The organism is Micromonospora sp. RV43 (assembly GCF_001029515.1).
Lineage (GTDB): Bacteria > Actinomycetota > Actinomycetes > Mycobacteriales > Micromonosporaceae > Micromonospora > Micromonospora aurantiaca.
Genome location: NZ_LEKG01000063.1, coordinates 1 through 12,506, shown reverse-complemented (window position 1 = coordinate 12,506; position 12,506 = coordinate 1). Strand labels below are relative to the sequence as shown.

At 73.8% G+C, this 12,506-nt stretch carries 10 protein-coding genes and 1 pseudogene; 8 read left to right on the top strand and 3 right to left on the bottom strand.

Features of this window, described 5'->3' with window-relative positions; translation table 11 throughout:
- Positions 1 to 16: 16 nt before the first annotated feature.
- The 3 genes and pseudogenes from ABD52_RS40840 to ABD52_RS17000 form a co-directional block, all read right to left on the bottom strand.
- Positions 17 to 208, bottom strand: a complete 192-nt coding sequence (locus ABD52_RS40840) for a hypothetical protein (protein ID WP_235437484.1) — start codon at positions 206 to 208, stop codon at positions 17 to 19.
- Between the two features lie 151 nt (positions 209 to 359).
- Positions 360 to 1,361, bottom strand: a pseudogene (locus tag ABD52_RS17005) (ABC transporter substrate-binding protein); the annotation flags it as partial.
- A gap of 97 nt (positions 1,362 to 1,458) precedes the next feature.
- Positions 1,459 to 2,505 carry a LacI family DNA-binding transcriptional regulator gene (locus ABD52_RS17000; RefSeq protein WP_047892449.1) on the bottom strand — a complete coding sequence of 349 codons (1,047 nt, stop codon included), beginning with the start codon at positions 2,503 to 2,505 and terminating at the stop codon, positions 1,459 to 1,461.
- 241 nt (positions 2,506 to 2,746) lie between these two features.
- On the opposite strand from ABD52_RS17000, the gene ABD52_RS16995 reads away from it, so the two are divergent.
- The 8 genes from ABD52_RS16995 (at position 2,747) to ABD52_RS16960 (ending at position 12,348) form a co-directional block, all read left to right on the top strand.
- On the top strand, positions 2,747 to 4,075 hold the full coding sequence (locus ABD52_RS16995; RefSeq protein WP_047892448.1) for a Gfo/Idh/MocA family protein: 1,329 nt from the start codon (positions 2,747 to 2,749) through the stop codon (positions 4,073 to 4,075).
- A 16-nt stretch (positions 4,076 to 4,091) separates the two neighbouring features.
- Positions 4,092 to 5,525, top strand: coding sequence for a glucuronate isomerase (gene uxaC, locus ABD52_RS16990; protein WP_013286699.1), 1,434 nt, complete (start codon positions 4,092 to 4,094; stop codon positions 5,523 to 5,525).
- Positions 5,522 to 6,823 carry an enolase C-terminal domain-like protein gene (locus ABD52_RS16985; protein ID WP_047892447.1) on the top strand — a complete coding sequence of 434 codons (1,302 nt, stop codon included), beginning with the start codon at positions 5,522 to 5,524 and terminating at the stop codon, positions 6,821 to 6,823. The genes uxaC and ABD52_RS16985 overlap by 4 nt, the downstream gene beginning before the upstream one ends.
- Positions 6,814 to 8,298 (top strand): mannitol dehydrogenase family protein, encoded by a 1,485-nt coding sequence (locus ABD52_RS16980; RefSeq protein ID WP_047892446.1) that lies wholly within the window; start codon positions 6,814 to 6,816, stop codon positions 8,296 to 8,298. Before ABD52_RS16985 ends, ABD52_RS16980 begins: the two co-directional genes overlap by 10 nt.
- A 35-nt stretch (positions 8,299 to 8,333) precedes the next feature.
- Positions 8,334 to 9,500: a Gfo/Idh/MocA family protein gene (locus ABD52_RS16975; protein ID WP_047892467.1), complete on the top strand. Its 1,167-nt coding sequence runs from the start codon at positions 8,334 to 8,336 to the stop codon at positions 9,498 to 9,500.
- 29 nt (positions 9,501 to 9,529) lie between these two features.
- Positions 9,530 to 10,873: a polysaccharide lyase family 1 protein gene (locus ABD52_RS16970; RefSeq protein ID WP_047892445.1), complete on the top strand. Its 1,344-nt coding sequence runs from the start codon at positions 9,530 to 9,532 to the stop codon at positions 10,871 to 10,873.
- Between the two features lie 283 nt (positions 10,874 to 11,156).
- Entirely contained in the window at positions 11,157 to 11,615 is a 459-nt protein-coding gene (locus ABD52_RS16965) for an ATP-binding protein (RefSeq protein WP_013476520.1), read from the top strand.
- A gap of 7 nt (positions 11,616 to 11,622) precedes the next feature.
- Positions 11,623 to 12,348: an HD domain-containing protein gene (locus ABD52_RS16960; protein ID WP_030268615.1), complete on the top strand. Its 726-nt coding sequence runs from the start codon at positions 11,623 to 11,625 to the stop codon at positions 12,346 to 12,348.
- Positions 12,349 to 12,506 lie beyond the last annotated feature (158 nt).

Here is a 12,506-nt window from a genome sequence, read left to right as displayed (position 1 = left end):
CGGTCCTTTCGTGGGGTCAGGCGATCGCGGACTTGCAGGCGGCGACGAACTGCTCCGCCGCCTGGGCCGGGTTGGCGCGGCCGTACTGGGCGTTCTCGGCGGCCTTGACCAGCTCGGACTTGACCTTGCTGTGCCCCTTGATCGGGACCTGGGGCGAGGCGCCGAACTTCTGCGCCAGGTCGGACTCGACCTGGATGGACTGCTTCATGGCCGGGTCCGGTGGCGGTCTCGCTGACCTTGGCGCGCAGATCCATGTTCGACGGCAGACCGCGGTCGGTGCCGAGCAGCGCCACCGCCTCCGGGTCGTTGTTGAGGAAGTTGATCACATCGACGGCGACGTCCTTGTGCTTGCTGCCCTTGAACACCGACCAGTACATCGAGGCGCGCGCCCACTGCGCGCTCGGGTCACCCGGGTACGCGACCACGCCCAGTTCGTCCTTGGTGTTCTTCTTCAGGTCCGGCATCTGGTTGACCCAGACCCAGGAGGTGGCCGACTTGCCGGTGACCACGAGCTGCTTGGTGATGTCGCTGGAGTTGCCCTCGTGGATGACGTCAGGCGTCGGGGTGGCGCCCCGGTCCCGCGCGCCCTTCCACAGCTCGAACCACTTCGTCACGTCCTCGGCGGTGAAGCCGAGCTCCTTGCCCTTGTACAGGTCCTTGCCCTGCTGGCGCAGCCACACCCAGAGCGCCTTGTAGTCGGCGCTCGGGTCCTGGGTGCCGGGCACCTTCGTCTTCTTCGCCACCTGCTCGGCCCAGGCGATGTGCTCCTCCCAGCTCATCCCGGTGGTCGGCTCGGGCAGCCCGTTCTTGGTGAGCAGCGTCTTGTTGTAGACCAGGCCCTGCGTGTTCTCCCCGGCGGCGACCCCGGCGAGCTTGCCGTCGACCACGCCGTACTCCAGCAGGCTCTTGGGGAACTTCGACACGTCGAGCTTGCCGGAGTCGCGGTAGCTGCTCAGGTCGAGCGTGGTGCTGCGGCCGGCGTACTCGGCCAGGTAGTTGTCGTCGATCTGGAACAGGTCCGGCGGGTTGCCGCCGGCGGTCAGTGTGGCGAGCTTGTCGAAGTAGCCCTGGTTGGCCTGCCAGGTCTTCTCGAACGTCACGTCCGGGTGCTTCTTGGTGTAGAGGGCCAGGGCGTCCTCGGTGAGCTTGGCCCGGGCCTCTCCGCCCCACCAGAAGACGGAGAGCTTGACCGGGCCGCCGTCGCCGCCGGCTTCGTCGTCGCCGCAGCCGGCCGCGCCCAGGGCGAGGGGCACGGCGAGCGCGACGGCGGCCAGGCCGCGGACGAGTCGGCGTCGGGTCAGGGGGGTACGGTGATCCCGCCCGGCGGGTGCGCCGGCGGTGGGGGACGTTGCGGGGTGCATCTGCGCTCACTCCTCGGCTGTGGGAGGCGACGACGTCACCGGCGGCCGTCCGCGGGCCGCCCGGGTCCGCAAGGCTGTGCGGGCCCGGGCCACCTGCTCAGGCTCCGGTGCCGTCCCGGCCGGGCGCGGGGACGGGCCCGGTCGAGTCGCGGACGACCAGTTCGGTCTGGAGCATTACCTGTGCGGTGGTGCGACGGTCGCCGGCCGCCGCGCCCCGGCCCCGGGCGCCGCGTGGCGCGTCGGAGTCGAGTTGCAGCAGCATGTCGACGGCCGTCCGGCCGGCGGCCGCGGTCGGCGTGGCCACCGTCGTCAACTTGGGGCGGGTGAGCCGGCTCAGCGCGATGTCGTCGACGCCGACGACGCTCACGTCGTGCGGCACCCGCGCCCCGATCGCGTCCAGCCCTTCGATCAGGCCGATCGCCATCAGGTCGTTGTAGGCGAGCACGGCGGTGACGCCGCTGCGGCGTACCTGCTCGGCGAGCGCGCCGCCGCCGGTCTCGGTGGGCTGGTTGGGTCCGAGGACTGTCAGTTCCGCTCCCCCGGCCCGGGCGGCGGCGGTCGCGGCGCGGCGCATCTCCCGGGCGGTCCAGGAGCCGCGCGGGCCGCCGAGCAGCGCGATCCGGCGGTGACCGAGCCCGAGCAGGTGCTCGATCGCGGCCCGGGCGCCCTGCCCGACGTCCATCATCACGCAGGGCAGGCCGGCGATCTGGCGGTTTATCACCACCACCGGGACCTCGCGGCTGACCTGCTCGATCAGGCTGTTGCTCATCCGGGGGCTGCACAGCAGCACACCGTCGACCTGCTTGGCCAGGGCGTGGACCAGGTCCTCCTCGGCGACCGGGTCCTCGTTGGTGTCGGCCACGAACACGTGGTAGTCGCGGTGCCGGGCCTGCCCCTCCGCCGCCTTGATCAGCGGCGGGAAGAACGGGTTGGCGATGTCGGCCACGATCAGGCCGATGTTGTGCGTACGGCCGGTGATGAGGGCCCGGGCGGCCCGGTTGGGCCGGTAGCCGAGGTCCTCCGCACAGGCCAGCACCCGGACCCGGGTCTCCGGGTTGACCAGGTGCGGGGCCGAGAACGTCCGGGACACGGTGGAGATGTGCACACCGGAGGCGCGGGCGACGTCCCGGATGGTGGCTGGCACGGCGGGCTCCCTCGTCCGATGTGGTGGGCGTCACGGGTGCCGCCCATTAATGCAAACGGTTGCGCCCGTGTCAACGGTCCATTGTTGCGGCTCGATTGCGCCGGCGTTCCCGCCACGCGCATGAATGCCCATCAATACGGATGGATAGGACGGCTTGGGCGGCAACCGTTGACGACGCATCCACCGTCATGGTTTCTTCGGCTGCAAACCTTTGCAGCCGACTGCCGGGGAGGCCGACGTCATGTCACCACCGGCCCGGAAACGGGTCCGCCACGCCCTGGTGGGTGCCGGGGCACGCGCCGAGATGTTCGTCCGTGCCCTCGCGCTCGACCACGCCGACACCGCCGAGCTGGTCGCGCTCGCCGACGTCAACCAGATCCGGATGGACGCCCACAACCGCTGGCTGGCCGAGCTGGGCCACCCGCCGGTGCCCACGTACGCCGCCGCCGACGTCACCGCCATGCTCGCCGAGGAGCGGGTCGACGTGGTGCTGGTGACCAGCGTCGACGCCACCCACGACGAGTACGTGACGGCGGCGCTGCGGGCCGGCTGCGACGTGGTCGTCGAGAAGCCGATGACTGTCGACGCGGAACGGTGCCGGCGCATCCTGGACGCGGTCGCCGAGACCGGCCGGCGCGTCACCGTCGCGTTCAACTACCGCTACAACCCGCTGCACGAGCAGTTCCGGCGGCTGCTGGCCGACGGCGCGGTCGGCGAGATCGGGTCGGTGCACTTCGAGTGGCTGCTCGACGTGCGCCACGGCGCCGACTACTTCCGCCGCTGGCACCGGGACAAGTCCGTCTCCGGCGGCCTGCTCGTGCACAAGTCCGGCCACCACTTCGACCTGGTCAACTGGTGGCTGGATGCCCGCCCGGTCGAGGTGCACGCGTACGGCCGGTTGTTCTTCTACGGCGAGGACGGCCGCCGGCACGGCTACGCCCGCGACTACGACCGGGCGCACGGCTCCCCCGCCGCCGACGGCGACCCGTTCGCGCTGCGCCTGGCCGACCACCCGAGGCTGCGCGAGCTGTACCTCGACGCCGAGGCCGAGGACGGCTACCACCGCGACCGCAACGTCTTCGCCCCCGGCGTGACCATCGAGGACGACCTCGCGGTGCTGGCCCGCTACGACACCGGCGCGACGATGACCTACCACCTCACCGCGTACGCCCCCTGGGAGGGCTACCGGGTCATGGTCAACGGCAGCCGGGGCCGCCTCGAACTGGAGGTGACCGAGAGCGACCACGTCAGCCCGTCCGTCGCCGGTGCCCTCAAGGGCGCGGCGCTGCACGGCGACGAGGCCGCCGTGGAGCAGGGCGCGGCCCGGCTCACGCTGCGCCCGTTCTGGGCGCCGCCGCAGGAGATCCCGGTCGAGGGCTGGACCCGGCGCGGGCACGGCGGCGCGGACGCCCGGATGACCCGGGTGCTGCTCGGCGGCGAACCCGACCCGCTCGGCCGGGCCGCCACCGCCCGCGACGGCGCACTCGCCCTGCTCACCGGCCTGGCCGCCAACCGCTCGCTGGAGACCGGCGCGCCCGTCCGGGTCGCCGACCTGCTCACCCTGCCCTGACCGAGGAGCCCTCGCTGTGCCGATCATCCCCCGCGGCGACCTGCTGCTGCCCGCCGAGCCCGGGCTGCGCGCCCTGGCCCGCGAGCTGTACGCGCTCGCCGCCGAGCAGCCGCTCATCTCCCCGCACGGGCACGTCGACCCCGGGCTGCTGGCCGAGGACCAGCCGTTCCCCGACCCGGCCCGGCTGCTCATCGTGCCCGACCACTACCTGACCCGGATGCTGCTCAGCCAGGGCGTACCCCCGGCCGACCTGGGCGTGCCGAGCGTCGACGGCAGCCCGGTGGAGACCGACGGGCGGACCATCTGGCGGCGCTTCGCCGCGCACTGGCACCTGTTCCGCGGCACCCCGTCGCGACTGTGGCTGGAGCAGACGTTCCGGCACGTGTTCGGCGTCGACACGCCGCTGAGCCCGGCCACCGCCGACGCCGTCTACGACGCGCTCGCCGCGCGCCTGGCCGAGCCGGGGTTCCGGCCCCGGGCGCTGTTCGAACGCTTCGGCATCGAGGTGCTCGCCACCACCGAGTCACCGCTGGACGACCTGGGCCGGCACGCCAAGCTCGCCGCCGACGGCTGGGGCGGGCCCGGCGGCCGGGTGGTCACCACGTTCCGCCCCGACGACGTGGTGGACATGGAGTTCGACAACTGGGCCGCGAACGTGGACCGGCTCGCCGAGGTCTCCGGCGAGGACACCGGCACGTACGCCGGATACCTGGCCGCGCTGCGGGCACGGCGGGAGGCGTTCGCCGCCGCCGGGGCCACCTCGTCCGACCACGGGCACCCCACCGCCCGTACCCTCGATCTCAGTCCCGCGCAGGCCGCGGCGCTGTACGACAAGGGCCGGCGCGGCCTGGCCGACGCCGCCGACGCCGAGGCGTTCCGGGCGCACATGCTGCTGGAGTTCGCCCGGATGTCGCTCGACGACGGCCTGGTCATGCAGCTGCACCCCGGCGCGGTCCGCAACCACAACCGCTGGCTGCACGCCCGGCACGGCCGCGACGTGGGCGGCGACGTGCCGCAGGCCACCGAGTACGTGCACGGCCTCGCGCCGCTGCTCGACGCGCACGGCAACGACCCCCGGCTCACAGTGGTGCTCTACACGCTCGACGAGGACACGTTCACCAGGGAACTCGCCCCGCTCGCCGGCGGGTACGCGGCGCTGCGCCTCGGCGCGCCCTGGTGGTTCCTGGACTCCCCCGAGGTGCTGCGCCGGTTCCGCGAGGCGGTCACCGAGACCGCGGGCTTCTACAACACCGCCGGGTTCGTCGACGACACCCGCGCGTTCTGTTCCATCCCGGTACGCCACGACGTGGCCCGCCGGGTCGACGCCGGATTCCTCGCCCGCCTCGTCGCCGAGCACCGGCTGACCGAGAACGAGGCCGCCGAGACCATCGTCGACCTGGCGTACCGGCTGCCGAAGCAGGTCTTCAAGTTCGGAGGTGGGCCCGCATGACCACAATCGTCGACGTCGAGGTGCACGACGTGCGCTTCCCCACCGCCGCCAGCGGCGACGGCTCGGACGCGATCAACAGGGGCGACTACTCGGCCACGTACGTGGAGCTGACCACCGACGGCGGGCCGACCGGCACCGGGTTCACGTTCACCAACGGCCGGGGCAACGAGATCACCTGCGCGGCGGTCCGCGCACTCGCCCACCACGTCCGGGGGCGCACCGTCGCCGAGATCGCCGCCGAACCCGTGGCGTTCTGGCGCTCGCTCACCGCCGACGTGCAACTGCGCTGGCTCGGCCCGGAGAAGGGCGTGATCCACATGGCCACCGGCGCGCTCGTCAACGCCGTGTGGGACCTGCGCGCCAAGCTCGCCGGCAAGCCGATGTGGCGGTTCCTCGCCGAGGCGCCCACCGACGAACTGGTCGCGACAGTCGACTTCCACCACATCACCGACGCGCTCTCCCCCGACGAGGCGGCGGCCATCCTGGACAAGGGACGCGACGGGCTCACCGACCGGCTCGCCGCGCTGGAACGCGACGGGTTCCCCTCGTACACGACGTCGGTGGGCTGGCTCGGCTACCCGGACGAGCAGGTGCGCGCGCTGACCCGCGACGCGTACGCGCAGGGGTGGCGCGCGATGAAGATGAAGGTCGGCGGGCGGATCGAGGACGACCTGCGGCGGGCCCGGATCATCCGGGCCGAGATCGGCCCGGACGCGCTGCTCATGATGGACGCCAACCAGGTGTGGGACGTGGACGAGGCGATCGCCGCGATGGGCGTGCTCGCCGAGGTCGACCCGTACTGGATCGAGGAGCCCACGCACGCCGACGACGTCCTCGGGCACGCCCGGATCGCCCGCGCGGTCACCGAGCTGACCGGCGGCCGCTGCCGGGTCGCCACCGGCGAGGTCGCCGCCAACAAGGTGATCTTCAAGCAGCTGCTCCAGGCCGAGGCGATCGGCGTCATGCAGGTCGACGCCTGCCGGGTCGGCGGGGTGGACGAGGTGCTCGCCGAACTGCTGCTGGCCGCGAAGTTCGGCGTGCCGGTGTGCCCGCACGCCGGCGGCGTCGGCCTGTGCGAGTACGTGCAGCACCTCGCGATCTTCGACTACCTGCGGGTCGGCACGAGCCTGGACGGCCGGATGGTCGAGTACGTCGACCACCTGCACGAACACTTCACCGACCCGGTCCGCACCCGGGGCGGGCGCTACCTGCTGCCCACAGCGCCCGGATACAGCGCCACCATGCGTCCGGAGTCGATCGCGGAGTTCCGCTTCCCGGAGGGACCGGCATGGCGCTGACCCCCGACCGGCTCGGCCTGGCCACGCTGCGCCACCTGCCGCCGGAGTCCCGGCCGCTGGTGCGCCCCGGCACCGTGCCGGCCGGCATCGTCCACCTCGGTCTCGGCGCGTTCCACCGCGCCCACCAGGCCGTGCACACCGAGGCGGCGGTCGGCGCGGCCGGCGGCGACTGGGGCATCATCGGCGTCGCGCCGCGCAGCACCGACGTGGTCGAGGCCCTCGACGCACAGGACTGCCTGTTCAGCGTCACCACGCTCGCCGCCGAAGGCGCGGCCACGCGGGTGGTCGGCGCGCTCGCCGGGGTACGGCACGCCGCGAGCGACCCGGACGCGGTGGTCGGTTTGTTCGCCGACCCGGCGATCCGGGTGGTCACGCTGACGGTGACCGAGAAGGCGTACCGGCTGGACCCGGTGACCGCCGCGCTGACAGTGGACGCGGACCTGACCGCCGACCTGACCACCGGCCGTCCCCCGCGTACCGTGCCGGGTCTGCTGGTCCGCGGGCTGCTCGCCCGCGCCGCCGCCGACGCCGGGCCGATCGCGCTCGTGAGCTGCGACAACCTGCCCGCCAACGGACGGCGGCTGCGCGGTCTGGTCGAGCAGGGCCTCGCGCTGGCCCGGGTGCCGGACGCGACAGCCGAGCAGGTGCTGGCGGCGGTCACCTGCCCCGGCACCATGGTGGACCGGATCGTGCCGGCCAGCACCGACGAGACCCGGGACACCGCCCGGCAGGCGCTCGGCGTGACCGACCTCGCGGCGGTCGCCGCCGAACCGTGGTCGCAGTGGGTGATCGAGGACGACTTCCCCGGCGGCCGCCCGGCCTGGGAACGCTCCGGTGCCATCCTCACCGGCGACGCCGGGCCGTGGGAGCGGCTGAAACTGCGGGCACTCAACGGCGTGCACTCCGCCACCGCGTACCTCGGTGCGCTCGCCGGCGCGGAGACGGTGGCCGAGGCGCTGACGCTGCCGCACCTGGACGCGGTGCTGCGGCGGCTGCTCGCCGAGGAGATCGCGCCGAGCTTCACCCCACCGCCCGGCGCCGACGTGGCCGAGTACGGGGAACAGGTGCTCGCCCGTTTCGCCAACCCGGCGATCCGGTACCGGACGACGCAGGTCGCGATGGACGGCTCGCAGAAGCTGCCGCAGCGGGTGCTGCACACCGTCGCCGACCTGCGGGCCGCGGGCCGGTCGGCGCGGTGGAGCGCGCTCGTGGTGGCCGCGTGGCTGCGGTTCCTGCTCGGGTACGCCGACGACGGCCGGCCGCTGCCGCTGGACGACCCGCTCGCCGACCGGCTGCGCGCCGCGCTGGCCGCCGGAGCGCACACCCCGGCCGGGGTGGTGGACGCGGTCTTCGCGCTACGCGAGGTGTTCCCGGCCGACCTGGCCGCCGACGACGAGTTCCGCGCCGACGTGACCGGCTGGCTCACCGCGCTGGAACGCCACGGCGTCCGGGCCACGCTGGCGGGTGCCCGGTGACCGGCGGGTGGGCGGCGACCCGCCGGGGGTCGCCGGTGAGCGGCAACGACCCGCCGCGGGTGGCGCTGATCGGGGCGAACGGGCACGGCCGCTGGCACCGCCGGGCCATCGCCGAACTGCACGCGGCCGGGCGGGCGCGCCTTGTCGCGCTGGTCGACGTCCGCCCGCTGGAGGCCGAACCGGAGGCGCCGATCCCGCCGGAGGCGGTCGTCCTCACCGACCACCGGGACATGCTCGCGGCGTGCCGCCCGGACGTGGTGGTGGTGTGCACGCCGCCGCACACCCACCTGCCGATCGCGCTCGACGTACTCGCCGCCGGGGCGGACCTGCTGCTGGAGAAGCCGCCGGTGCTCGACCTGGCCGGACACCGGACGCTCGCCGAAGCCGCCGCCGCTGCCGGCCGGGCCGTGCAGGTCAACTTCCAGGCGCTCGGCTCGGCCGCGCTGACCGAACTGACCGGCGCGCTCGGACGGCTCGGTCCGGTCACCGGCATCGCCACGCTCGCCGCCTGGCAACGTCCGGACGCCTACTACGCCCGCTCCCCCTGGGCCGGGCGACTGTCGGTCGACGGCCGCCCGGCGCTGGACGGCGCACTCGCCAACCCGCTCGCCCACGCGCTGATGCAGTGCCTCGCCGTCGCCGAATCGGTCACCGGCGCGCCGGTCCGCCCGGCCCGGATCGAGGTGGAGCGCTACCGCGTCCGCCCGATCGAGGTGGACGACACCAGTGTGCTGCGGCTGACCCCGCGCGCCGGGCCGCCGGTGCTGGCCGCGCTCACCCTCGCCGCCGAGGAGCACGTCCCCGGGGAGGTGCTGGTCACCGGCGAGCACGGACGGGCGCTGCTGGAGTACCCGACCGACCTCCTGCGGCTGCCCGGGGACGACGCGCCGCACCCGGTGCCCGGCCGCCGCGGGCTGCTGGCGAACCTGCTCGACCACCGTGCGGACGGCACGCCGCTGATCGCGCCGCTGGCGCGTACCGAGCCGTTCACCGCGGTGCTGGACGCGCTGCGGGACGCACCCGTTCCGACGCTGCTCGACGGGGACCTGGTGCGCGAGGCGGGCGACGGCCCGCAGCGGGTGCTGATGGTGCGGGGCGTCGGCGCGGTGCTGCGGGCCGCCGCGGAGACCGGTGCGCTGCCGTCGGAGGCGGGCGTGTCGTGGGCGGTCAAGCCCTATGTGGTGGATCTACCCGTGCAGTGAATGTCCCTCCAGGAGAACGGAAACGAGTCATGCGTACCCGAACCGCAGCCGTCGCGGCGCTGGCCGCCGCGCTCGTCCTCACCACCGCCGCGCCCGCGCCGGCCGCACCTGGTAAGCCGTCCCGGGCCGCCGAGCTGATCGGCCGCCAGACCCTCCCGGCGAACGACGGCTGGGCCGCCGCGGGCACCGGCACCACCGGCGGGTCGGCCGCCGCGCCGGACCGGGTACGCGTCGTGCGTACCCGCGCCGAGCTGGTCGCCGCGCTCGGCGGCGACAACGCCACGAACGCCGCCGACGCCACCCCCAAGATCGTGTACGTGGCCGGGACAGTCGACGGTTTCGAAGGACCGGACGGCACCCTGCTGGACTGCGCCGACCTGGCCGACCCGGAGTACTCGCTGCCCGCCTACCTGGCCGCGTACGACCCGGCGACCTGGGGCCGGGTCAACCCGAGCGGACCGCTGGAGGCCGCCCGGGTGCGTTCGGTGGCCGAGCAGACCCGGCAGACCCAGATCAACGTCGGCTCGAACACCACTATCGTCGGGCTGCGCGGCGCGCGGCTCACCGGCCTGACGCTGATGATCGACCGGGTGGCCAACGTGATCGTGCGCAACATCGAGTTCGCCGACGCCCGGGACTGCTTCCCGGCCTGGTCCCCTGCCGACGGCGACACGGGCAACTGGAACTCCCAGTACGACCAGATCTCGGTGCGCCGCAGCGAGCACGTCTGGATCGACCACAACACGTTCACCGACGGCGACAACCCGGACAGCGCGCAGCCCGTCTACTTCGGGCGGCCCTGGCAGGTGCACGACGGCTCGGTGGACGTCACGCACACGGCCAGCCTGGTCACCGTGTCCTGGAACCGGTTCACCGGCCGGGACAAGGTGATGCTGATCGGCTCGTCGAACACGGTCGGCCCGGACGTGGGCCGGCTCAACGTCACCGTGCGGCACAACCTGTTCGACGGCACGCTGCAACGGCTGCCCCGGGTCCGGTTCGGCCAGGTCGACGTGCACGAGAACCACTACCGGCTCGGCGGGCCCGGCTTCGCGTACGCCCTCGGCGTCGGCGTGCAGTCCGCGCTGTACGCGGAGAACAACTTCTTCACGCTCACCGGCGACACCGGCCCCGCCGACCTGCTGTACGACTGGGGCGGCACCGCGCTCACCGAGCGGGGCAGCTGGGTCCGGCAGGGTGACCGCCTGCCCCGGCCGGTGGACCTGCGCGCCGCGTACAACGCCGCCCACGACCCCGACCTCGGCGGCGACGCCGGGTGGACGCCCACGCTGCGCGCCGCCCGGCCGCTGCCGGCCCCGCTGGTCCCGTTCGTCGTCGACGCCTGGGCCGGCGCCGGGCGGCTGCCGCTCTGACCTGCGCCCGAGCCCGCACGCGCGCCACCTCGACGCCGTCGGGGCAACCGCGACCGCTCGTCCCGGGCCGGCGTCCCCTCGGGGGTCGCCGGCCCGCCGCGTTGCCGCCTCTGCCGGGCCGCCGGCTGACACGCCGCCCCCGATGCGCAATGATCACGTTTGACGGACACCGCCGCCGGGGGAATGAATCGGCGGCCACCGGGGACAACAGGGTGAGAATCAGGCGGTGACAGCGCGAGTGGGCGCCCAGGTCCGGGGACGGGCACGGGACGGAGGGCCGGACGTGACGGGTGGGACATCCGGCGACGTCGGCCCGGTCCTCACCATCGACCTGCCGGCCGACCCGGCCCGGCTCGCCGCCACCCGGGAACGGTTGCGCGGCTGGCTGCACGCCCGGGGCGTGAGTGAGTGGGACGTCGACACCGTCCTCATCGCCACCGGTGAGGCGTGCGCCAACGCCATCGAGCACGGCTACCGCTTCGCCCGGGAGGGCATCACCACGCTGCGGGCCGAGTTGCGCGGCGACCGGCTGGAGATCGAGGTACGCGACCGGGGCGGCTGGCGCGCGGCCGACGGCGACGACACCGGCGACCGCGGCCGGGGACGGCTGATCATGGCGCGGGTGATGGACGAGGCCACCATCGTCGGCACGCCGGAGGGCACCTGCGTACGCCTGGTCAAGCGTCTCACCGGCGACGTGAGCGGCCCGGCGGACGCCGGATCTAGCGAAGATCAGCTATAAGGGACGCATGGAGTTCCCCGCGTACCTCGCCACCATGCCGATGCACGCGATCACCGAGATCCACGGTGAGCCCGGCCTGCTGGCCCGGTTCCGGCTGGAGATCGAGGCGTTCGACGAGGCCGCCCGCGACCGGCTGACCGAGGCGCTCGACCTGGCTGCCGACCTGCACCGCGACGACCGCCGGGTACGCGAGCCGTACCTCAACCACCTGCTGCGGGTGGCGATCCGGCTGATGCACCACTACCAGGTGCGGGACGTGGACGTGATCGTCGCCGGGCTGCTGCACGACGCGGTCGAGGACCACCCCGCCGAACTCGCAGGGCTCGACACCGAGTCGGCAGCGGACGCCACGCCGGCGGCACTCGACGCGCTGTCCGACCGTTTCGGCGCGCGGGTCGCCCGGCTGGTCGCGGCGGTCACCAATCCGGCGTACGACCCGGGGCGGGACCGCGACGAGCAGTACCGGGAGCACGTGGCGGCCAGCCTGGAACGGGAACCCTGGGCCCGCGTGATCAAGGTGTCCGACTTCACCGACAACGGCGTGGGCGTGATCCACACGGTCGGTCCGAAGGTGACCCGCGCCGCCACCAAGTACCGCCCGCTGGTGCCGGTCTTCCGCGACCTGGTCGCGCGGCCTGACACGCCGCTGTCGGCGCCGGTCAAGCAGCACATCCTCGCCCAGCTGGACCTGGCCGAGGAGCGCTTCAGCGCCATCCTCGACCAGCCCGCCTGACCCCACCCGGTCCGGCGTGTCCCGTCCAGGCCGCCGACGCGACCCGCGCCCTCACCACCCGGCTCGCACTCACCCTCACCTTCGCCACTTCCCCGAACCGGCGCCCGGCCCACCACCCCGAGGTGGCCGCATCCCCACTCACCAGCCCTCACCACCAC

Coding starts and splice junctions, on each gene's coding strand:
- ABD52_RS40840 (WP_235437484.1), bottom strand. CDS start 208: ATGAAGCAGTCCATCCAGGTCGAGTCCGACCTGGCGCAGAAGTTCGGC.
- ABD52_RS16995 (WP_047892448.1), top strand. CDS start 2,747: ATGTCACCACCGGCCCGGAAACGGGTCCGCCACGCCCTGGTGGGTGCC.
- ABD52_RS16985 (WP_047892447.1), top strand. CDS start 5,522: ATGACCACAATCGTCGACGTCGAGGTGCACGACGTGCGCTTCCCCACC.
- ABD52_RS16980 (WP_047892446.1), top strand. CDS start 6,814: ATGGCGCTGACCCCCGACCGGCTCGGCCTGGCCACGCTGCGCCACCTG.
- ABD52_RS16970 (WP_047892445.1), top strand. CDS start 9,530: ATGCGTACCCGAACCGCAGCCGTCGCGGCGCTGGCCGCCGCGCTCGTC.
- ABD52_RS16960 (WP_030268615.1), top strand. CDS start 11,623: ATGGAGTTCCCCGCGTACCTCGCCACCATGCCGATGCACGCGATCACC.